The organism is Exiguobacterium sp. s46, from assembly GCF_018618875.1.
GTDB classification, from domain to species: Bacteria; Bacillota; Bacilli; order Exiguobacteriales; family Exiguobacteriaceae; genus Exiguobacterium_A; species Exiguobacterium_A abrahamii.
Genome location: NZ_JACSMY010000001.1, coordinates 1,898,009 through 1,920,198 on the forward strand (window position 1 = coordinate 1,898,009; position 22,190 = coordinate 1,920,198).

Genomic DNA, 22,190 nt, shown 5'->3' on the forward strand with positions numbered 1-22,190 from the left:
ATTTCCTCGCTTTTATAGTTCCGTCGTGACGCTGCCAAATGTGACACGCCACAATCGCTTTTAAGTGTAGCATTTTTTACTGGATAAAAAAAGAAAGACGGAAGCGGGAGCTCCTGTCTTTCGAGATATTAAACGACGACCCATCCACGACGGATGGATTCGACGACAGCACCGGTCCGGTCCGGCACATTCATCTTCCGGAGGATCGATGAAACGTGGTTCTTGACCGTCTTTTCACTGATGTATAACGTATCACTAATCGCACGGTTCGAGAAACCGTCCGCTAACAATTGCAAGACTTCACATTCGCGACGCGTCAAGACGTGGAGTGGTGCTTCCGCGACTCGTTTTTCAACAGGTTGTGACGCCATCGTTTGTTTCATCTTCATCAAACGACGGTATTCCTGCAATAAGTTCGGTGTGACTTTCGGGTGGACATATCCACCTTCGCGGTACACGGAACGAATCGCATTGACGAGTTCGTCCGTTGCCATTTCCTTTAAGAGGTAACCGACTGCACCGGCACCTAGGGCGTGCATGACATACGTCTCATCATCATGAATCGATAAGATAATGACACGTACGTCCGGATAGACTTCCATCAGACGTTTTGTTGCTTCAACACCGTTGACTTGCGGCATGTTGATATCCATTAAGACGATATCCGGTTGATGGGTTTCGACGAGCGAGATGACTTCTGCTCCGCTTTCCCCTTCCGCTACGACGACGAATTCTTCTTCGAAATCAAGAATTCGTTTAACGCCTTCGCGGAATAACTGATGATCGTCGACGATGACTACTTTCACTTGCTCGTTGTTCACAGTGTTTCCCCTCTCGCTTCGGATTCCTCGATTGGAATCTTGACCTTGATGACCGTACCTTTTCCGGGCTGCGTCTCGATATCGAATTCACCATCGATCAATTCGATCCGTTCACGCATACCAACGAGTCCGAATGACTCGTCGCATGATGCGACGATGGAATCGAAATCAAATCCAACGCCATTATCCTTCACGTGGATTCGTACGGAATGTTGATATTGTTCTATGATAATACGAATGTCACTCGCTTTGGAATGCTTAACTGCATTTTGGACGGCTTCTTGGACGATTCGGAAGACAGCAACTTCATACGTCGAATCGATCCGTTCACCGCCTCCTAGATAATTGAAGTGAACCGGAATATTCGAAATTTCTTGAATATGGCGAAGATAGCGTTCGAGCGTCGGAACGAATCCGAGATCGTCAAGCGTCATCGGACGTAAATCGTATATGATACGGCGGATATCGGCAAGTCCATCCCGAATCAACGTCCGTAAACGGTGAATCTCTTCAAAAGCTGCCTCTGCCCCATTATGCTGGTGAATCTTTTCAATCAAATCAGCCCGGATCAAAACGTGGGCAAGCGTCTGCGCCGGACCATCGTGCATGTCGCGCGACAAGCGGCGGCGTTCATTTTCGGCGGACTGGAAGACTTTTAGACCCATCTCCTGTTTTTGCATCGCCTTTTCATATTTTTCATTCATCATCTGCATATCGTCCGTCAAGAAGTTGAGGACGACCGAGACACGTCCAATCAATTGATCTGCCCGTTCAATCGTCTCATCGAGCTGAATCAGTCGGCGTTCGAGCTCATCGCGGCGCTTTCGGCAATTCATCTCATCTCGTTGATTGATGAACGATTCGAGTTGTAACGCGTTCGCTGTCTCGTAGGCCGACCGGACATCCTGTTCCGAGTAGCTGTCGAAGTTCTTACTGACGACGACGAGTCGCGCCTTTGCATCCTTGATATGGCGTTCGAGTCGTTCTGCTTCTTTTATATAGTCGTGCACCCGAATTTTCAGGTCGCGCAGTTCTTGCTGGATTTCGGCATATTGTTCGCGAGAACTTTCCGTGATCCGGACGATTTCTTCCCGACTCTCTTCTACGACGCCGATGATGTTCTGTACGATATCATTCAAGGATAGCCGCTCCCTCATCTCATTCGTCATGGTATTCCCTCCATTCCTTGCCAGTCGTCTACGGTTGTCTCTCTCTTGGAACGTCGTTATGCTAGAAAGAACTAGTTAACGAGGAGGACATTTTTGATTATGACATTATCTAATTATTATACAGTAAAAGAAAACGGTTTCCACGAAATCATTATCCAAAAGTCTCGATTCATCACTTATTTAGCTCGCGCAACGACGGAAGAACAAGCCCAGGCGTTCATTTCCGAGCTGAAAAAAAAACATCACGATGCGAACCATAACTGCTCCGCCTACGTCATCGGTGAGCGTAATGAGATTCAAAAAGCGAATGATGACGGTGAACCAAGCGGAACAGCTGGTGTTCCGATGCTCGAAGTCTTGAAGAAGCGTGACTTACGCGATACGGTCGTCGTCGTGACACGGTATTTCGGCGGCATCAAGCTCGGTGGTGGTGGATTGATTCGCGCATATGGTTCGAGTGTCTCTGAAGCATTGAACGCAGTCGGTGTCGTCGAACGAATCGAGCATACCGTCGTTTCCGTCAATGTCGACTACACATGGCTCGGAAAGCTTGAGAACGAATTACGAGCGAGTGTTCATCCGATTGATCAGATCCATTACCTCGATCAAGTCCAGATCGACGTCCTCGTCAAGACAGCCGATGTCCCCGATTTTCTCGACTGGATGACGAACATGACGAACGGTCAAGCCAATTTGTCAAGCGGCTCTACTCGTTACCTCGAACGTGACATTATTTCCTGACCTGCTATACTGATTGTAAAGAATTTTAAAGTTTTTTAAAAATTCAGTTAAAGTTAGGAGTTAATAAAGGTGGAAGAGCGAACCCGCAGTAATAAAAAAAAGATAAAGAAAAAACGTTCGTGGTTCAAGGTGTTCGTGATCAGTTTTCTGGTCGTGCTCGTCGGTGGAGGTGCGACCTTCGCTTACGTCGCGTATAAGACGTTCCAGACTGCAAACGATGCGAATGTCGATTTAGCACGCGGTGACAAGTCCGAGAAACGAGAAGCAGCCATTGATTTGACGAAAGATCACTTTTCCGTTCTGCTCGTCGGGACGGATGAACGACCTGGCGACACCTCATCCCGTGCTGATACAATGATTGTCGCGACATTCAACAAGGACGATCAAACCGTTGATATGGTCAGCATTCCCCGTGATTCACTCGTCGAGATCCCTTCTGTCGGTTACGAGGATAAAATCAATCACTCTTATGCCTTTGGTGGCATCGATTCAACGATTGAAACGGTCGAGACGTTGCTCGATATCCCAATCGATTATTATGCATCGATCAACTTCAATGGTGTCGTCGCGATCGTTGACGCATTAGGCGGCATCGATGTCGATGTCAAGTTACCAATCGATACACTCGACTCATCCGATAAGCGCAACGGCGTTAAATTGGAACCGGGTCAACAGACGTTGAACGGAGAGGAAGCGCTCGCCTATGCCCGAATGCGTTATCAAGATCCTGAAGGAGATATTGGTCGGACAAAACGGCAACAACAGATCGTCGAAGCCATTATCGATCAGTCGACATCGTTCGGTTCAATCACCAAACTAAACACACTGATGGATGCGACGGGAGACAACTTCAAAACGAATATGTCGTTGACGGAAGCGTTCCAACTGCAACCGTTCATCAAAAAAATCGGTTCCATCAACCGGATTGATCTTAAGGGAACGGACACGAAAATTAACGGTGTCTATTACTACCAGATTGATCAAACTTCATTGGCTGACGCGAAGACGACATTGAAGGAACAACTCAATTTGCCAATCGATGAGACGACAGACAGCATCACGTCGGAGGCTGCAGATGATTCGTTCACTCCAAGCAACTGATCATGCGTCACTACTGGAAGTACAACGTCGCGCTTATCAGATAGAAGCCGCATTACTCAATGCGACTGATTTCCCGCCCTTACACGAAACGATTGATGAGATCGACGTTGAAGCGCCAATTGGTTTCGTTTACGTCATTGATGACGACATTGTTGGTGCTGTCACGATTAATGACGGGACGATCACCCGACTCGTCGTGGATCCGTCATACTTCCGTCAAGGAATTGCACAGTCCTTGCTGCATCACGTGATGGAGCGATATCAGACAAGACACGTCATGACCGGTGCACGTAATCTGCCAGCGCTTTCGCTCTACACTCGTTTCGGCTTCACGGAAGTCCGGCGCGAGTGGCGTAGTGGGATCGAACTTGTCTTTTTGATGCGCACCTGACTTTTAAGAACAACAAATAAGCAGTAGACACTGGGTCTACTGCTTCTTTGTCGTTTAGAAGAGAAGGAATCCGAGAGCGGCCCCGATTAACACGATTCGTAACGGCGACTGTTTATAAAAACGAAGTAAACAGAACAAACCGAAGGCAATCAAGAAATCAAGACCACTCTTGATGCTTGACGTAAAGATTGGATCATACAGAGCGGCAAGTAGGATACCAACGACGGCAGCATTGACGCCGATCAGCATGCGTCCGACTGCTCGATTCTTTCGAATACGATCCCAGTACGGTAAAACACCGATGACGAGTAGGAATCCTGGTAGGAAGATCGCAAGCGTCGCGAGGATTCCTCCAGAAATACCAGAGACGATCGTACCGAGATACGTCGCGAACGTAAAGAGTGGACCCGGTACCGCCTGTGCAGCAGCGTAACCAGCAAGGAACGTATCCGTGTTCATCAGCCCAGGTACGAGTGTCTGCTCAAGGAATGGCAAGACGACATGTCCGCCACCAAAGACAAGGGCACCAGCACTGTACATGATACTCGTCAGTTGGACGGTTCCCGTCGCAGATTGCGCGAGAAACGGTGTGACGGCAAGTAAGACGAAGAATAAGACGAGTGCCGTGATGCTAAGTAGGCGTGGTACGCGAATCGACAAGGATCCACCCGTCTCCGTCTCTTCTTTGAACCAGAAGAACGCAAGAAGACCTGCGAGCAACAAGACACCGACTTGCGCCAATGGATGTGCGATCAAGAGTACGCCTGCTAGCGCTAGGAGCATCAACGTCATCCGTTTGACGCCTGTCGCAAGTTTCATTCCCATGCCAAGGACGGCGTCAGCAACGATTGCGACAGCGACGAGTTTCAAGCCATGAATGAATCCGGCTTCCGCGACATCGAATTGTGCCGCAAGAATCGCGAATAGAATCAAAGCGATACTCGATGGCAACGTAAAGCCGACGAAGGAAATGATCGCCCCTGCTACACCTCCACGGATCAGACCGATTCCCATTCCGACCTGACTCGAAGCGGGACCCGGTAGGAATTGACAGAGTGCAACTAAGTCAGCATAGGCTTTCTCATCAATCCATTTTTTCCGTTTGACATATTCCTCATAAAAATATCCGAGATGGGCGACCGGACCACCGAATGATGTCAATCCGAGCTTAAATGATACAAGAAAGATTTCAATTAAACGATGCATGTTTCACCTCCATCCTTCATTCTACACAAAATATGTTAAGTTCCTGTGAACTTCAACGGTTTTTCTTTCCATAAGTCCCTTTTCGCCACAATTTCTCCATGGGACCTTGTGGATGAGACTGGAGATATCTGTTTGAAGCAACACCTTGTGCGATCAAAATTAGGAAAACGAGTAACAGTCCTTGCCATAACGGTGTCGTTCCATGTTGTCCACTGAAGAAAACGAACACGGTAAAGACGACTGTATGCATCAAATAATTCGTCAATGCCATCCGTCCCAGTCCAGCAAACCATTGCATGCGCCCAGCACGAACGAGTAGCGCGACGGCACAAGCATACGTGATCGCAAGCGTGCGTCCTGAGAGCCAGACATAAAATAGATTGATGGATCCGTCTGGTACGACAGCATGCGCCTGTATGATTCCAGCAAATGATGGAAGTGTCAGGAGTAAACTAATTCCAATCGTCCACCACAGGAAACGATTCGTCGGGGGCGCTGCGCTGAAGCGTTCCATCAAATAGGCTCCAATCAAGAACAGGGATAAAATTTCTGGCCAAATGACACCAGAATTCATGAGGGCTTCCGGTAATTGAACTGTCGCGTGATGTGATAAAAATCCGAGGAGATCGCGCGATGCGACGAACGACTGAAGTGTCTTATCCAGCTCGACGACGGGAGCGTCGCCAAATTGACGAGCCCCAAAGAAAATAAGTAGATAGAGCAGAATGGCATAGATTTGAAATGCTATCGCAAACAAGAGTTTCGTGACAGGCTTTGTTTTGGCGAACAATAACAAAATGAAGCCCGTCAACGCATACGTATGTAAAATATCTCCCTGCCAGACGAGCAGATGCAAAAGACCAATGATGAGCAGAATTCCGAGACGCCTTGCGAAGATCGTCATCGGTAGACCACGTTGTCGCAACCGATTGATGAACAGATAAAAACCGGCTCCAAAAAGAACACTAAACAGGGTATAGAATTTCGTCTGGATGAAGAGATCGAAAATGAGACGAATCGATTGATCCATCTCCCCCATCATCGCATTCGGTCGATCACCGAGAAAACTCGGCATGTTGACGAATAAAATCCCGCATAATGCAAAACCACGCAACACATCCAAATAGACGATGCGTTGATTCAATGATTGATTCATTCCAACACTCCCTTTCTGAAAAAAGACCGCTCACACGGATGAGCGGTCTTTTTTGATATACGTTATTTCGATGTAAAACGTTCCAACAAATTCAACAATGGTCGATAACGTTCGCCAAGCAAACCGAGCGACTCGACGAGAATGTCAAGAACGAGCAATAACATGACGAGTGAGACGAGGGCACCGATCGAATTCGTCTGCGAGAATAAAATCGCCGTCATCCCGAAGATGGCGCAGAGTCCATAGATGACGAGCACGGCTTGGCGCATCGTAAAGCCGAGATCAAGCAATCGGTGATGCAGATGGGCCTTATCCGGCGCAAATGGTGGTTTTCCTTGCAATACCCGTCGAACGATCGCAAACAACGTGTCGGAAATCGGGATCCCAAGCAAAATAACTGGAACGGCAAGCGAGAACAACGTCACGTTCTTGAATCCAAGGAGTGATAACACACCAAGCATATAGCCGAGGAACAAGGCACCAGTATCACCCATGAAAATCTTCGCTGGGTAGAAGTTATGAAACAGAAAACCGAACGTACTCATCAATAAGAGAATCGCGACGATCGTCACGTAGACGTTTCCTTGAATGACGGCAAGACTGATCAATGTCAACAAGACGATACTCGAGACACCCGCTGCTAATCCGTCTAATCCATCAATCAAGTTGACGGCATTTGTGATCCCGATGACCCAAAGGAACGTCAGCGGAACACTCCACCATCCGAGATATAACTGCTGGTCGAACGGTAGATTGATGAACTCGATCCGGATCCCACCGTTTAGGACGATGACGGCAGCAACGATTTGCCCCATCAACTTCAAACGGGCATTGAGTTGGAATCGATCATCCAGTGCACCGGTCAAAATAATAACGAATCCACCGACTAAAATGTGCGTCGCATACGGACTCGAAGGTTGTAAGATGAAATAACCGATCATGAAGGCGATATAGATCGCTAATCCGCCAAGTCGCGGCATGATTCGGACGTGTACTTTTCGCGCGTCCGGACTGTCAACGGCACCGACTGCAATCGCAAAGCGTTTCACGACGGGTGTGATCAGTAAGGCGGCGATAAAACAGACGATGGACGCAGTCCATAACATAGTAACATCACGCTCCTGCGCGAATTATATCATAAAAAAAAAGAGCCGACGAGCGGCTCTTACATGAAGATTGGTACTTCAGCAGCTGGATCATATGTATAGATACCGCGCCCGACTTTTTTGATGGCAGGGTTTGCCTGTTCGACTTTCGCCATCAATTGGTAGATGTTACTAATTTGGTGACGGTAACGCAATTCAAGCTCCATTTGGATGTCACGTGCTGTCATCGATTCACGCTCGCGCATCAAATCGCTGATTTGGTGCACGTAGACTTCTAGCGGGTACCGTTGGTTGACACGACGTTGTTTTAACGGACGCTCATGCGTGACGGCGACTTCTTGCGAATGTTCTCCCGTTCCACGGCTTAATTCCGAGATCAGATACTCGGCACGCCGCTGTAAGCGACGGTATTCCTCTTCGATTTCCATTAGTTCGCGGTAGATATGTTCACTGTTACCCATTCCTTGCCCCTCTTTCCTTTTTTATACATTAATGTTTCAATCATGTTTCAATTGTATGTATTTTGAAATATTTTAAACTATAATTTGTCTTGATAATATATAATTTCTTTAATTATTTAATTATCCTGTAATATTTTCATATCCTTACCGATAAATTGGCTACACCTCATATTAACAGAAAGGAGTGAAAACGGAACATATAATTTCGATATTTAACTATTTTAATAATACTTAAGTTCTACTAATTCAATATATATCTTTCTTATTTTACCGAAAAGGAGACTGGAAATTTAATGGGCAAATTACCTAAAACACTTCGGACCGCGCTAGTACTTTCGTTGGTATCCGGTTGCTTCGCCTCTGCTTCTACTGTATCGGCTGCTTCTGGTATAACCTTTACGAAAACTTCGTATCAGACGACGGATGCCTTGAATCTACGCAGTTCGAACTCGACGTCTTCTAAAAAGTTACTGACGATCCCGAAGACGACGAAAGTCACGTCGAGCTATCGAAAAGGCTCTTGGTATAAGTTGTCATATAAAGGAAAGACGGGATATGTGACCGGATCTTATCTGAAAAAAATCGAGAGTGGCACTTCTTTTTCGAAGACGTCTTATAAGACGACGGATGCGCTATCCTTACGTAGTGCCGCAACGACATCTTCTACTCGATTACTGACGATTCCTAAGGGAGCCGGTGTACAATCAAGTTTCAAAAGCGGGAATTGGTACAAAGTGACCTATGCAAATAAGACCGGTTATGTTTCTGGTTCATATTTAAAGAAAGTGACTACACCAGCCAAAACGACGGTCTATACGACGACGGATCGCTTGAATTTCCGTTCGTCTCCTTCGACATCCGGAAAAGTCCTGACGACGATTCCAAGTGGAACTGCCGTCAATTCCCTCGCCGTTAAATCGAATTGGCACACGGTCCAGTACCAAGGGAAAACGGGGTATGTCATGGGAACGTACCTGAAAAAAGGGACTTCCGTTCCTGCCTCGACGACTGGAAACGTCGATTATAGTGGTTCAAAGATGTATGTGTTGATCCCGTCAGGCAATAGTGTCGCGCTTCGTGCGAGTGCGTCGACGCTCAGTGGTCAAATCGCTCGTCTTGGACGTGGTACTCCTGTCGTCGTCACGAATGCGCGTCATCAAACGAAAGGGTTCGTTGCTGTCCGGACGGCAAGTGGTCAAAGCGGTTATGTCGATGCGACGTATCTGACGTTGTTCCAACCAGCACCATCGAATCGTCCACTTCTCGTCCTTGATCCGGGTCACGGCGGACACGACGCAGGTGCAGTTCGTTACGGCGTTGCTGAACGCGACATCGTCCTTGCTGTCACGAAACAAGTCGCCGAGCGTCTTGCCGGAAAAGTCGATGTAACGATGTCACGCTATACGAACGACTACTACCCGTCACTTGGAGAGCGGAGTGCCCTTGCGAACAGTCATGCGACGACTGCTTTCGTCAGTGTCCATATCAATGCTTCAACGAGTACGCAAGCATACGGAGCAGAGACCTTCTACTATAAAGGCGCCTCTTCGATCAACCTCGCTCGTAACGTCCAACAACGCCTCGTCTCATACGCTGGCATGCGCGATCGAAGCGTTCACTATGCGAACTATGCCGTCATTCGTGGTACGAAAGCACCGTCGATTCTAGCGGAACTCGGTTTCCTCTCGAACAGTGCGGATCGGGCGAAACTGACGAACGCGACGTATCAGTCACGTTACGCGCAAGCGATCGCGGACGGTATTCTCGCTTCACTTTAAGTCAACGCCATATCAAAAAGGATCGCTCAGGGAAGCGATCCTTTTTGCATACACATAACTTTCAAGGAATGTCCTTCACCATCAGGGAATGGTTCAGACAAGGGAGCGACTAGCGAGGATTTGCTCAAGGGATAGCAAATCTGTCGAATCGACACGATAGTCTGCCTCATGGAGTGCCGACTCCGGTCCAACTCCGACGGCATACATGCCGGCAGCGTGGATGGCAGTGATGCCAGCTGTCGCATCTTCTACACCGATGCAACGGCTCGGTTCGACGTCGAGTGCTTCTGCAGCACGGAGAAACACTTCAGGGTGTGGTTTCGATTGTGCAACGGTCGCAGCGTCTACGATGTCATCGAAATAGTGTCGGACTTTTAGTGCCTCGACGACCATCAGCGCATTTTTAGAGGCGGACGCCATTCCGATCTTCAGCCCAGCGTTTCGGATTTCATCAAGGAATGCAGTGATTCCAGGAAGAAGATCCTGTTCAGAAATATGTTGGATCAATGTGACGTAGTGTTCGTTTTTCTTCGCAGCAAGTGCTAGCTTCTCTTCCTCCGAAAAAGCGTTCTGTTTCCCACCAAGCGCAAGGATACGCTCGAGTGAATCCATCCGGCTGACACCTTTTAATGTCTCATTGAATTCCCGGTCGAACGGGATATCCAAATCCTCTCCAAGTTGTTTCCACGCTAAGTAATGATGCTCTGCTGTATCGGTAATTACGCCGTCTAAATCAAAAATGACCGCTTCGATCGTTGGTGCCATCCGACATCCATCCTTTCTTCCATCGTCCATGAAAGGCAAGAAATCGAATGACTTTGCGCAAACGATTGCACTTGCCTTATGAATAATTTTACTGGTTCTTCCGAATCTTTGCAAGCGTTATCAAATATTTCTGATTTTCTATTTTTAAGCGCGAAACACGTTAATTTTGATAACGCTTTCAATTTTAAGGGAATGTTTTACTTATTTCGTTCTTTACTATTCGTTTTACATTTTTTAACTGCTATAATGAATCTCATAGCATATGAGGGAGTGACGAAGATGTTTCAACGTGTTAAACAGTTGTTGAATGATCAAAGTCGAAGAATTCATCGTTATGAAAAAATCGTAACGACGATCAATAGCCTAGAACGAGAAATGGAACAAACATCCGATCAAGCGTTACGTGAATTGACCGCCTCATTACGTGAGCGGCTACAAGCCGGGGAACGAATCGATGCAATCACACCAATGGCATTCGCCCTTGTCCGAGAAGCGAGTAAACGAACGCTCGGCTTACGGCATTACGATGTGCAGCTCATGGGCGGTCTGGCGTTACTTGAAGGACAAATCGCCCAGATGGCGACCGGTGAAGGAAAGACGCTCGTTGCTTCACTCGCGAGCTTCACTCAGGCGCTTCACGGAAAAGGTGTCCACGTCATTACCGTCAATGAGTATCTGGCACAACGCGATGCGGAGCAAATCGGTCAGATTCACCGATTTTTAGGGTTGCAGGTCGGAATCAATTCCGCTGAAGCTACGTTTGAGGAAAAACGGATCGCCTACGCAGCAGACATTACATACGGTGTCGGAACTGAATTCGGGTTCGATTACCTGCGCGATCATCTGATCATGGAGCCGACGGAACGTCTGCAACGTCCGCTTCATTTCGCCTTGATCGACGAAGTCGATAGCATTTTAATCGATGAAGCGAAAACGCCACTCATCATGGCGGAACGAGACAGTGTCCACGAAGGGTTACAGCAACTCGTCCGTCATGTCGTCCAAACATTCGAAGACGAGCGGGATTATACGTTCGACGAAGAGATTAAAGCAGTCGCCTTGACTGACCATGGGATCGAGACGATCGAGGAGGCGTTTGCGATTGATCATCTGTTCGCTGCTGAGCACTCCGTCCTTTTCCATTACGTCATTCAAGCCTTACGTGCCCATGTCGTCCTCAAGCGAGATGTCGACTATATCGTCAAAGATCAAAAAATCGCGCTCGTCGACCTCTTCACGGGTCGTCTGATGGAAGGGCGCAGTCTATCTGACGGGTTACATCAGGCACTTGAAGCAAAAGAAGGTGTTCCCGTCACGGAAGAGAACCGGACGACGGCACAAATCACGATTCAGCATTATTTCCGTCTTTATCATCAGGTGGCAGGAATGACGGGTACAGCGGCGACGTCACGGGAGGAGTTTCAAAAGACGTACGGCATGGATGTCGTGACGATTCCATCGAACCGTCCGAAAATCCGGATCGATGCGGAGGACGTCATCTTTGCGACGCGTGACAAAAAATTAGAAGCGATCGCGCTGGCGACGAAATCGGCACACGTCACGGGACGACCAGTTCTGATCGGTACTTCATCGATTGAACAATCCTTACGCGTCGCGAAGACACTTGATACACATGAACTCACCTACGAGATCCTGAACGCAAAAACCGTCGATCAGGAAGTCCGGATCATCGCTTCAGCCGGACAAGCCGGTCGAATCACGATCGCCACGAACATGGCAGGTCGCGGAACGGATATCTTACTTGATGAAACGGCACAACAACAAGGCGGTTTGTTCGTCATCGGAACCGAACGCCATGAATCGATCCGGATCGATAACCAACTCCGTGGTCGGGCAGGTCGCCAAGGCGATCCCGGATTGACGCAATTTTATCTCTCGCTCGAAGATGAACTGCCTCGTCGTTTCGCGCGCGACCGTCTCGCACGCGTGCAACAAAAAGTACGGGATGCTTCCGGTCCACTGGCTTCACGTGACGTTCGGGATTTATTGCAGTTCGCTCAGTCGACGTGTGAATCCGTCAATCGGAGTGTTCGGGATGAACTCGTCCAGCTCGAAGAAGTCATCAGCGAACAACGGCAAGCAATCTATCATCTCCGCAACAGAATCGTTGATGCAACGTCACTCGAAGACATCGTCCAACCGTTTGCCGGACGTGTCTTGCCGTCGATCATCGACCAAACGCTTTCTGACGATCTCGTCCCGGAAGAATGGCCGCTGGCTCTCGTCACGACGGAACTCGAGCAACTGTTGCATCAACCGGTCACGTTAGAACGATTGGAAACGATCGACGAGATGAAACGCCAACTTGAACCGCTGATTGCTGACACTGAAGCCTTGCTCGTTGCCCATGTTGCGGCTGAAAAAGAGACCGTCAAACGCTTCATCCTCCTTGCACTCGATGAGCAATGGACGCGCCACTTAACAGCCATGAACAGCTTAAAAGAAGGAATCCACCTCCGGAGTTACGGACAAGAGCAACCAGTCCGCATCTTTGAGCGGGAAGGCATGGATTACTTCGAATATGCCATTGCGAGTTTCGAAAAGCAGGTCCTTTCTGGCATCTGCCGCGCCGAACAGACATACGATAGCGAAGGAGAACTGCATCATGCACACGTCGAATGAAGTGTTCCGTCCCCCGCTCTATTTCACGGAGGACATGCCGATCGTCAAGGAAGATGAATACGTCTTTCGTCACGTCGCGAAACAACTACCTGAGTTACAGATCAATCAGATGGCGATCCATCTGTTTCAAGTCTTATCGCGTCGTCCGCTTCATGTCATCGCCTTGTTCCAAAATACGTTGTCTCGGTCGTTCCATCTGAATGATCTCGTCGTCCTTGCGCTCTCCGGTGACGAACTCGTCGCTCGGAAAGTCCTCAGTATCGAAGAAGTTCCTGTCATACTTCCGATGGCGACGTTGCCGCTCTGGTTGACGTTTGAAGAAGACGAATGTTTCGTCGACCTCGAGCAGTTGACGGAGCCATTGCAGCTCGTCTTCTCAAATGAGACGCTGACCGAGCTGTTCATCGACGATGACTTCACGGAATCGGAACGACGCATCATCCGTCAAGTCGCTTATTCGCACCCGGCACCCCCAGCAGATGGCTGGTCTCTCTTACCGGTCTCGATCATGCGCGAGCCGGATACTGTGACCGCGACCGTCCTCGTCCGTAATGCCAGCGATCAGACACTGATGCTCGAGGCGCTGGCGTTCGAATTGATGAATGACGAGACGCCACTCGCAGACGTCATCCATCCTGGATTGTCTTTACCCGCTCATAGCCAACATGCGATTCGTCTCCGTTTCGCCTGCACCACAACAGATGTTCCTGCATTCGGTCTCCGTTATCTTCCTCCCTCTTCCTAAAAAAACGTCTCGGCACAAGATGCCGAGACGTTTTACTTATCCTTTTAAGAGTCCGATGACGCGGACGTTGATCGCTTTTGGTTGGAACGCGAGCATGTTTTCCATGTCTTGCGCAATCCGTTCTTGGACTTTTCCAGCTGTCTTGATGATCGACATGCCGTATTTGATATGCACGGACAGACTGACCGTGATGTCGCCACCGACATCTTCGACTTTTACGAGTTTGACCATCTGTTTTTCCTGCAGTTTCGAATCATCTGCTGTAAAGGCGATGCCTTCCGTTTCTTGAACAGCTACCCCTGCGATGACCTCGATGACTTGTTGCGAGACGTTCACGACACCGTCCGCATTATTTAAATTATATGACATACCTTCCACGCCCTTCGTCTAGTAATCCATCTATCTTAAAGTGTAATGCATTCCGCCTTATTTTGAAAGGTCTTCCCGTTTCTCGACGATCGGGCGAATGTCAATCTCAATCAAAGGACGGAGGACACGGACGACGAGTGGGTGTATGATGATACCAACGATCAACAAGGCGACGCCAATCATGATCAGTAAAGCGAGCCACGGTTGCGGTACGAATGCATCCGTCACATATTGACGCCACGCCATGACGAAGAAGACATGGAGTAGATAGACGTAGAGGCTGAGTTCCCCAGCTCGTGTGATGAGCGGAAGACGACGCATCGGGATCAACATCATGAAACCGAGCGAGGCCGCGATCGACAAGACATAGATGACGCTATGCTTGAGTACACCAATCCACGTGTCACTGTCATACTGTTCAGCGTACGGGAAACGATGCTTGAAGGCATTCGCAAAATCGACGATCTCTTGCGGTGTGTCACGCCACGCCTCGAACAATAAGAAGCCCATGACGGCTGCGAACGTCACACCACCAATCAAGCGGACGTTCATCCGTCGCTTGAAGTTCTTCGGCATCTCGAAGATGCGGATGAATTCGTGTTCCGATAGATAGTTCCCGAGCAAGAAATACGGATAGAACATGATCAGCTTCCGAAGTGCCAAGAATCCCGTGTTCTCGAGTTCGAATCCATACAGCAAGGCGAAGGCAAGACCGAACCAGACATATCCACGCAAGTGAACGACATACGGCGTCACGATATACCAGACGACCATGACGAACAGATACCAAAGTGCCCAGTAGGGACGTAGGAGATGCGTACCGATGTTTTCACCAGAAAAGAGCGGCAATCCTTCTCCAAGCGTCGCCCAAGATCCAATTAAGATTTGCCAGACACAGTAGACGGCAAATAGTTGGATGACACGTAAATACTTGTTTTCGCGGAAGAAATAACCGCTTAAAATAATGAATAATGGCATATGAAACGAGTAAATCAACAGATAAACCGTCTCAAGCAACTTTCCGTCATAATCAAACCGTAAATCCGTCAGCATGTGACCAATGACGACGAAAATGACAAGAAAACCTTTGATATTATCAAACCACGGATTCCGATTCATGTTACACTACCCCTTATACTCCCTCGAAAGGAACGAATGTTTATGAAAAAGACACTCCTGATTCTATCTGTCGTCTTGAACGTCGTTCTCCTTGCATTGTTACTGGGACGTAAACCGCTCGAACTATTCGAAAGCGTCTTACCTGCAACGAGTACGACTCCAGTCACGACCTTCCAATACGATAAGAACCCGAACTATGTCCGTCTGAATAGTCTATTCCATACTTATCAATACCCAAAATCAGCGAACGCTGTCATGTTGGGCGACTCGATGACGAATTTTGCCGATTGGCGTATCTTGATGAAGGACCCGACGATCGTGAATTTCGGGATTCCTGGTGATACGACAGAAGGCTTTTTGACCCGACTCGACTTAATCATCGAGATGAAACCAAAACGCGTCTTCCTTATGGGTGGTATCAATGATATTCGTCACTATACACCGATTCCGCAAATCACTGAGAACATGACGACGATTGTGACGACACTTCGAAAAAATAACATCGACGTCGTCATTCAGTCAACCGTTCCTGTCGCACCGAAATATTCGGATTCCGTCCGAATCAATCGGGACGTCGAAGCGTTGAACCGGAATTTACAAAACCTTGCTCAATCGGTGGATGTTCCATTCGTTGATCTACGACCCGTCTTGACGAATAAACAGGGATACCTGCAAAATCGGATGACGTACGATGGACTCCATCTCGTCGGTGGCGGTTACCTGCGCTGGAGTGATGCGCTGAAACCCTATGCGCTCAAAACCGATTTGACAGCAAATAACTAAACGAAAAAGCGGCTCATCCCGATTTCCGGGATGAGCCGCTTTCGATTATTAGTCTTCTTGGTTTTTGACACCCATGTACGCTGCGACGCTCGATGCTGAGAAAACTGCAACGGCAACGATACCGACAGCAATCCAAATCACTTGATCCATCATTTCTTTATATCCCCCTTTATGTAACCGCTCACTTCTACATTTAGCGTACACGAATTTCGTCAAGAAAGAAACACATTTTCCATGTCTAATGACTAGACGATTCGGGAAAAAGTAACTATAGTAGAAGGACAACTACAAATTGTCAGAAAATTCGATTATTTAACAAGGAGGTGTTTCTGATGGCCACTTCATTGCTTACGCCGAAAGTGACGTTACGACATCGAAGTACTCTCAACTTTGGATATTGGCTTGTCATCGGATGCATAGGATGGGTGATGCTTGCCCTCGTCACGAATGTTGGTACCGTTCTTGGTCGTCTTCCTTTATATGAAAGCATTCCCCTCGCCATCCTTGTACTTGGCCTCACAGGTGTCGTACTAAAAATGGCGCGTGACGAGTGGTGGATTCGTTATCTCGAACGTCAGACCCAGTATTACATTGGACACGAGACCGTTACCGGTTGGTGTACGACGATTGATAGCATGTGGCTAATCCGTAAGACGATGCGCCGTGAACTTCGCCTGCTCTACCGGCAACTTGCCAAGACGAAAGCATCGGAAGAAGTGAAACAGACGCTCGCCCTCCAGCTCGTCGAGCGTGGTGTGCTCATCGTCTATTCTCGACCAAAAAGTGATCATCCTGCTTGAAACGAAAAGAGGACTGCCCCATCATCTTCTATGAAAGAAGTAGATGGGACAGCCCTTTTTTTACTGTTTCAGCCAATCCGTTGCTGCTTCAATCGTTGGCATGACAAGTTGGTGACCATAATTCGACCACGTGACGTCGACTGATGCACCAGCTTGTTTCAAGAGTGCTGATAACTCTTCCGTTTCCTGAGCCGGACAAATCGGATCATTGCTTCCGGCACCGATGAAGACGCGCACGTCCGATAAATCAGGTAACGTCACACCACGACGCGGTACCATCGGGTGCAACAGAATCGCTTGTTTGAACAAAGCTTCTTCGAACAACATATTCGCCGCGATGTTCGCCCCGTTCGAGTATCCGACTGGAATCAGACGATCGAGCGCGAAGTCACGCTCCGCTGCCTGATCACGTAAAAACTGAATTAAACGTGCGGTCCGTAAAGCGAGGTCTTCTTCATCGAAGACGCCTTCCGCGAGTCGTTTGAAGAAGCGTGGCATCCCGTTTTCCGAGACTTCCCCGCGGACGGACAAGTAGCCTGCTTCCGAATCGAGCAACGAGACGAGTCCGACGAGGTCTTGTTCCGTTCCGCCTGTGCCATGTAAGAATAAAAAGATCGGTGCGTCTGCTGTTTTTGGTGCTTGGTATAAATGAATCATACGAGTCTCCCCTTCGGTACAGTAATAGGTGTTACATGATTTGTGATCGCCGTACGATGTGCTTCGAATTGTTCCGGTAACTTCAAGTCTTCTCCGAGCATCTCGAACGCTTCATCGATCGCGAATCCTGGATTGTCGGTCGCAATTTCATGGAGGATCCGACCGCGATCATGGAAGTAGATCGATGTAAAGTAATTGCGGTCCTTCACTTCAGTCGTAAGCAAACCGAACGCGTTGATGGCGTTCATCCAGTCGAGTTGTTCCTTTTGATCCGTCGCCCGCCACGCGATATGGTGAACCGTTCCCGTTCCCGGACGACCAACTGGCATTTGACCATGAACGACATCAACGACATTCCCGAACTCGCCTTCTGCGATGTACCGGTCAACGGTTTCCGTCCGTTTGCTGAGTGTCAGGCCGAATGTGTCTGTCAGTAATTTTGCTGTGTCTGATGGATCCCTTGATAGTAACGTCGCTCCCGCGAATCCTTTGATCGCGACCTCACGTGTGATGCCGTCGATTTCATAGCGACTGTTCGGTCCCTTGCGTTCGACGAGTTCAATCTGGAGACCATGTGGATCTTCGAAGGCGATCTGTTGCTCTCCGAACCGAACCGTCTCTTCAAACGAGACGTTTTTTTCTGTCAGCCGCGCTTTCCAAAAATCTGCTGCCCCGACCGGAATCGCGTAAGCTGTTGTTCCGACTTGTCCGGCACCGACTTGTCCTTTTGCCATGCCTTTAAACGGAAAGAACGTGATGATCGTTCCCGGTGCTCCGGATTCATTTCCAAAATAGAAGTGGTATGTTCCTGGATCATCGAAATTGACCGTTTTTTTGACGAATCGTAGTCCGAGAATGGTTCCGTAAAAATCGAGATTTTCTTGTGGATCGCCGACCATTGCTGAGATATGATGAATGCCTTGCGTTTTCATATGATGCGTTCCTCCTTCAGTCGTATCTATTAACACAATAATAGTAACTAAAGAACAAAAAGTAAACTAATAAGCCTTTTCTCGTTTTTTCTGGAACCTTTATCCAATTTAGACCGTAGGACACTAGGTAACAATGGTACACTTGTCGTGCAACAGACGTCTTTAAAGGAGGTTCATATGTTAGAAATCAAACACATCACGAAGCGTTTCGGCGATTTTACGGCCGTAGATGCTCTGACGATTGAGGTGCCGCGCGGGCAAATCTTTGGTTTGCTTGGTGCGAACGGTGCCGGGAAGACGACGACGTTCCGAATGCTGCTCGGTCTACTGCAACCGACTGAAGGATCGATCACTTGGAACGGAGAGCGCATCCCGACTTCAAAAATCGGATACCTTCCGGAAGAACGGGGGCTGTATCCAAAAGTCCGCGTCGATGAACAACTTTTGTTCCTCGCAGAACTCCGCGATATGAAACGGAAGGATGCGAAACGAGCGTTGACGGAATGGCTCGAATATTTCCAAATTCCACAGTATGAAAAAATGCGCGTCGAACAACTCTCAAAAGGAAATCAACAAAAGATTCAGTTGATCTCTGCCGTCCTACATAAACCTGAACTGCTGATTTTAGATGAACCATTCAGCGGACTCGATCCAGTCAACGCTGAACAATTAAAACGTGCCGTCAAAAAGTTAACCGTCGACGGAACGACGATTGTCTTCTCAAGTCACCGGATGGATCACGTCGAAGAACTCTGCGAACACGTCGCGATCCTCGATCACGGAAAACCCGTCGTTGCTGGCTATCTCCCTGACATCAAGGCGGGATACGGAAAAACACGTGTCCTCTTGACGACAGATGCCCCGCCACTCCTGTGGGATAGCTTGCCAGGTGTTCTACAAGTCGAGTCAGACAATAATGGGCATATCGTCCAAGTCTCTTCAAAAGAAACGGCTGATCAACTTCTCCAACATATCGTCAGCCATGGACACCATGTCGATCGTTTCGTCTGGGATCAGTTATCCCTGCAGGATATCTTCATCGAGGAGGTCGGCAAACGTTATGAACCGTAAATTCCTGACTTTATATCGCTTCAATCTACTACAAAAATTACGTGCTAAAAGCTTTTTGATTTCGACGGTCCTGATGGTCCTGTTCCTTGTTGGCTTTGGCAATATCGAACGGATTCTCGACTGGTTTTCTGGTGACGATCCAAAAGTTGCTCTCGTCAGTGAATTGTCGACAGATCTTCGTCCGGCCTTGAAGAAGGCTGGTGTCACTTCAGACATCACGACGAAGGAATATACAGTCGCACAAGCACGAAAGGCAGTCGACCGCGGTACATTCGATGCCGTGGCAATCGTTCAGGATTCGTATGACGTGACACTCGTCAGTGCTAGTCCTGAGTCTGAATTACAGACACAGGTCGCAACGGTCGTCAAACAAGTCCGTGACCAGGCCGTCATCACGGATGCTGAAATCGATCCGAACGTCCTTGCCTCGCTCGCTGAACCTGTTCCTGTCAAACAGGAGTTGACATCGACGGGTGGGAAAAGTGAGGATGAACTCTTTGCTGCCTCGGCGCTCGTCTATGTCTTGTTGTTCTTGATGTACTTCACGATTGCAATTTACGGTGGGATGATCGTCACGGAAATCGCGAACGAAAAGTCATCACGCGTCATGGAGTTGCTGATTTCAGCAGCGAGTCCGATTCAACATATGCTGGCGAAGATCCTCTCGATCGCGACGGTCAGTCTCGTACAATTATCGATCCTCGTTGGTGTCGGCTACTACAGTGCTCAAAACAGCAGTTTATTCGATCAGTTATCACTTGATTCCTTGAGTGCCCGGACGATCATTTATCTGTTCGTCTTCTTCCTGCTCGGATACTTCCTGTACGCAACGTTACTCGCGGCACTCGGTTCACTCGTCAGCCGGGTCGAGGATGCGCAGCAAGTGACGTTACCGGTCATCTTGTTGATCGTCGCTGCTTTCATGATTTCGATGTTTAGTCTGAATGCACCGACGAACCAAGCCGTCGTCGTCCTGTCATTTGTTCCGTTCTTTACACCGATGGTCATGTTCCTGCGCGTCATGTTGACCGATGTACCGCTATGGCAAGTGTCGATTTCGCTCATCTTAATGCTGATCAGTATCTCGCTTGCCTTATTCGTCGGAACCAAATTCTACCGGGGTGGTGTTCTGTTCTATGGATCGAATCCACTCAAACAGTTGCGCCGGATCTTAAGTGGTCGCCGGTAACAGTTTACAAGACGAATCGTTTCCGCTATCGTTAGGTGAGAAAAAGCCTTTAGGAGGAACTACGTTATGCGGTCTCGTTTTTGGGCAGCGATCCTTTTCACAGCTGCTGCCATGGTCTCGTCACTTGTCATGTTCACGAAATTCCCGCAAGCGAGTGCGACATGGGAACTCGTCCTTGCCTATGGAGGCATGGCGTTCATCTCTAGCCTCTTTTGCTGGTCCTTCGTTGCGGTGCGCCGCCACTCTTCTCGTTTATACGGAAGCTGGGTCGGTGTCTTCATCGCCGGACTGACTGTCTTACTCGTCTGTATCGCGCGATTCGTCTTGCGTGGTGATGTGATGATGATTTTCAAATGGCAAGCGATGCTCGGTAGCTTAACTCTCAATTTCGGCTATGTCGGTTGGGTACTCGTCATTGCAAATGCGATCATTGGTTTCATCATCGGTCGAATCCGTCAAAAGACGCGTCGTCCACGCCCGATGCCACAACGTTAATAAAAAGTCGCTGTCTTCTGAACGTCAATCAGAAGACAGCGACTTTTTTTATTTGCGATGGTAGCGAGAACGACTTTTCCGGTCGCTGTAATCCGCATAATAGGTCGAACTGGATAAAGAAATACCGTCCGTCATGCGGTCGAGGTATTCATCGAGTTGCATCATCGATGGAAGTTTATCCTCGAACAACTCATACGTCTCTTCCGCTTGATCGCGTTGCAATTCCCCTGCTTCCATCACGGCTTCGACGAGCTCATGGAAGATCCGTTGCTCGGTCGCACTCATCGTCTGCTCAATCCGTTTGACGTCCTCGTCATACATTAAATCAAACAGACGCATCCGTTCTTCGAGCTGTTCTTCGACCCACGTCCCGTCTTGTCCGAGTGTCTGTTCATAAGCAAGCTTCATCTCTTCGAGCGGTGTGTTTTGCTGCATGATGAACTTCAATGACTCCCCCGTCCAGATATGCCGTGCCAAATAACTAGCGTCGATGTTCAAGACGTCCGCCAATGCTTCGATGTAGGGTTTGGTTGGATAGACTTCGCTGAGCTCCGTCCGGCGGATGAAGTATGGTGCGACGCCGAGTCGTTCAGCCAACTGTTCGATCGTAATCCCTGCACGCTCCCGTAAAATACGAATCCGGTCACCGTAACCCCGATATGGTGAATGGTCTAGCATACGATTCCCTCCCT

General features: G+C 48.5%; 23 protein-coding genes. 11 read left to right on the plus strand and 12 right to left on the minus strand.

Annotated elements, in window-relative coordinates:
• Positions 1-128: 128 nt before the first annotated feature.
• Both KNQ08_RS09910 and KNQ08_RS09915 read right to left on the minus strand, forming a co-directional pair.
• Complete coding sequence (locus KNQ08_RS09910) at positions 129-821, minus strand: response regulator (protein WP_029342537.1); 693 nt, start codon at positions 819-821, stop codon at positions 129-131.
• Complete coding sequence (locus KNQ08_RS09915; protein ID WP_230088503.1) at positions 818-1,978, minus strand: sensor histidine kinase; 1,161 nt, start codon at positions 1,976-1,978, stop codon at positions 818-820. Before KNQ08_RS09915 ends, KNQ08_RS09910 begins: the two co-directional genes overlap by 4 nt.
• 111 nt (positions 1,979-2,089) lie before the next feature.
• Here KNQ08_RS09915 and KNQ08_RS09920 point away from each other — a divergent pair, with 111 nt between their 5' ends.
• From KNQ08_RS09920 to KNQ08_RS09930, 3 genes are all read left to right on the plus strand, one after another.
• Positions 2,090-2,731, plus strand: coding sequence for a YigZ family protein (locus tag KNQ08_RS09920; RefSeq protein WP_050678738.1), 642 nt, complete (start codon positions 2,090-2,092; stop codon positions 2,729-2,731).
• A gap of 135 nt (positions 2,732-2,866) precedes the next feature.
• Positions 2,867-3,832 carry an LCP family protein gene (locus KNQ08_RS09925; protein WP_353049223.1) on the plus strand — a complete coding sequence of 322 codons (966 nt, stop codon included), beginning with the start codon at positions 2,867-2,869 and terminating at the stop codon, positions 3,830-3,832.
• Complete coding sequence (locus KNQ08_RS09930) at positions 3,807-4,223, plus strand: GNAT family N-acetyltransferase (protein WP_167507591.1); 417 nt, start codon at positions 3,807-3,809, stop codon at positions 4,221-4,223. Before KNQ08_RS09925 ends, KNQ08_RS09930 begins: the two co-directional genes overlap by 26 nt.
• Positions 4,224-4,277: 54 nt before the next feature.
• On the opposite strand, the gene chrA is transcribed toward KNQ08_RS09930, so the two are convergent.
• The 4 genes from chrA to KNQ08_RS09950 all read right to left on the minus strand — a co-directional run bounded on the left by chrA (position 4,278) and on the right by KNQ08_RS09950 (position 8,152).
• Positions 4,278-5,429 carry a chromate efflux transporter gene (gene chrA / locus KNQ08_RS09935; protein ID WP_214805430.1) on the minus strand — a complete coding sequence of 384 codons (1,152 nt, stop codon included), beginning with the start codon at positions 5,427-5,429 and terminating at the stop codon, positions 4,278-4,280.
• Positions 5,430-5,481: 52 nt separating this feature from the next.
• Positions 5,482-6,585: a DUF418 domain-containing protein gene (locus KNQ08_RS09940; RefSeq protein ID WP_214805432.1), complete on the minus strand. Its 1,104-nt coding sequence runs from the start codon at positions 6,583-6,585 to the stop codon at positions 5,482-5,484.
• 62 nt (positions 6,586-6,647) lie between these two features.
• Positions 6,648-7,691 (minus strand): glycosyltransferase family 4 protein, encoded by a 1,044-nt coding sequence (locus tag KNQ08_RS09945; protein WP_029342543.1) that lies wholly within the window; start codon positions 7,689-7,691, stop codon positions 6,648-6,650.
• 59 nt (positions 7,692-7,750) lie between these two features.
• The gene (locus KNQ08_RS09950) at positions 7,751-8,152 is read right to left on the minus strand and encodes a Rok-like winged helix domain-containing protein (RefSeq protein ID WP_029342544.1); all 402 of its coding nucleotides are present in this window, start codon (positions 8,150-8,152) and stop codon (positions 7,751-7,753) included.
• A gap of 293 nt (positions 8,153-8,445) precedes the next feature.
• On the opposite strand from KNQ08_RS09950, the gene KNQ08_RS09955 reads away from it, so the two are divergent.
• Positions 8,446-9,930 carry an N-acetylmuramoyl-L-alanine amidase family protein gene (locus KNQ08_RS09955; RefSeq protein WP_214805434.1) on the plus strand — a complete coding sequence of 495 codons (1,485 nt, stop codon included), beginning with the start codon at positions 8,446-8,448 and terminating at the stop codon, positions 9,928-9,930.
• Between the two features lie 93 nt (positions 9,931-10,023).
• Here the strand turns inward: KNQ08_RS09955 and pgmB are convergent, their stop codons facing one another.
• Complete coding sequence (pgmB, locus tag KNQ08_RS09960; protein WP_214805436.1) at positions 10,024-10,695, minus strand: beta-phosphoglucomutase; 672 nt, start codon at positions 10,693-10,695, stop codon at positions 10,024-10,026.
• Positions 10,696-10,974: 279 nt separating this feature from the next.
• On the opposite strand from pgmB, the gene secA2 reads away from it, so the two are divergent.
• The gene (gene secA2, locus KNQ08_RS09965; protein WP_214805438.1) at positions 10,975-13,338 is read left to right on the plus strand and encodes an accessory Sec system translocase SecA2; all 2,364 of its coding nucleotides are present in this window, start codon (positions 10,975-10,977) and stop codon (positions 13,336-13,338) included.
• Positions 13,322-14,083 carry an SLAP domain-containing protein gene (locus KNQ08_RS09970; protein WP_214805440.1) on the plus strand — a complete coding sequence of 254 codons (762 nt, stop codon included), beginning with the start codon at positions 13,322-13,324 and terminating at the stop codon, positions 14,081-14,083. The genes secA2 and KNQ08_RS09970 overlap by 17 nt, the downstream gene beginning before the upstream one ends.
• Positions 14,084-14,119: 36 nt before the next feature.
• Here KNQ08_RS09970 and KNQ08_RS09975 read toward each other — a convergent pair whose 3' ends face one another.
• Entirely contained in the window at positions 14,120-14,452 is a 333-nt protein-coding gene (locus tag KNQ08_RS09975; protein WP_029342549.1) for an Asp23/Gls24 family envelope stress response protein, read from the minus strand.
• Positions 14,453-14,509: 57 nt separating this feature from the next.
• Positions 14,510-15,571: an acyltransferase family protein gene (locus KNQ08_RS09980; RefSeq protein ID WP_064299377.1), complete on the minus strand. Its 1,062-nt coding sequence runs from the start codon at positions 15,569-15,571 to the stop codon at positions 14,510-14,512.
• 42 nt (positions 15,572-15,613) lie between these two features.
• Here KNQ08_RS09980 and KNQ08_RS09985 point away from each other — a divergent pair, with 42 nt between their 5' ends.
• Both KNQ08_RS09985 and KNQ08_RS09990 read left to right on the plus strand, forming a co-directional pair.
• A complete protein-coding gene (locus KNQ08_RS09985) occupies positions 15,614-16,354 on the plus strand; it encodes an SGNH/GDSL hydrolase family protein (protein ID WP_214805442.1) in 741 nt (246 codons plus the stop codon).
• Between the two features lie 332 nt (positions 16,355-16,686).
• Positions 16,687-17,154 carry a hypothetical protein gene (locus tag KNQ08_RS09990; RefSeq protein WP_133207725.1) on the plus strand — a complete coding sequence of 156 codons (468 nt, stop codon included), beginning with the start codon at positions 16,687-16,689 and terminating at the stop codon, positions 17,152-17,154.
• Between the two features lie 60 nt (positions 17,155-17,214).
• On the opposite strand, the gene KNQ08_RS09995 is transcribed toward KNQ08_RS09990, so the two are convergent.
• The gene (locus KNQ08_RS09995; RefSeq protein ID WP_214805444.1) at positions 17,215-17,811 is read right to left on the minus strand and encodes an alpha/beta hydrolase; all 597 of its coding nucleotides are present in this window, start codon (positions 17,809-17,811) and stop codon (positions 17,215-17,217) included.
• A complete protein-coding gene (locus KNQ08_RS10000) occupies positions 17,808-18,743 on the minus strand; it encodes a VOC family protein (RefSeq protein ID WP_214805446.1) in 936 nt (311 codons plus the stop codon). Before KNQ08_RS10000 ends, KNQ08_RS09995 begins: the two co-directional genes overlap by 4 nt.
• Positions 18,744-18,920: 177 nt before the next feature.
• Between KNQ08_RS10000 and KNQ08_RS10005 the strand changes: the two genes are divergently transcribed.
• From KNQ08_RS10005 to KNQ08_RS10015, 3 genes are all read left to right on the plus strand, one after another.
• Positions 18,921-19,814, plus strand: a complete 894-nt coding sequence (locus tag KNQ08_RS10005; RefSeq protein WP_149427805.1) for an ABC transporter ATP-binding protein — start codon at positions 18,921-18,923, stop codon at positions 19,812-19,814.
• Entirely contained in the window at positions 19,804-21,003 is a 1,200-nt protein-coding gene (locus KNQ08_RS10010) for an ABC transporter permease (protein ID WP_023469317.1), read from the plus strand. The genes KNQ08_RS10005 and KNQ08_RS10010 overlap by 11 nt, the downstream gene beginning before the upstream one ends.
• A 66-nt stretch (positions 21,004-21,069) precedes the next feature.
• Complete coding sequence (locus tag KNQ08_RS10015) at positions 21,070-21,498, plus strand: hypothetical protein (protein WP_149427807.1); 429 nt, start codon at positions 21,070-21,072, stop codon at positions 21,496-21,498.
• A 48-nt stretch (positions 21,499-21,546) separates the two neighbouring features.
• Here the strand turns inward: KNQ08_RS10015 and KNQ08_RS10020 are convergent, their stop codons facing one another.
• Entirely contained in the window at positions 21,547-22,176 is a 630-nt protein-coding gene (locus KNQ08_RS10020; protein WP_035410187.1) for a helix-turn-helix domain-containing protein, read from the minus strand.
• Positions 22,177-22,190 lie beyond the last annotated feature (14 nt).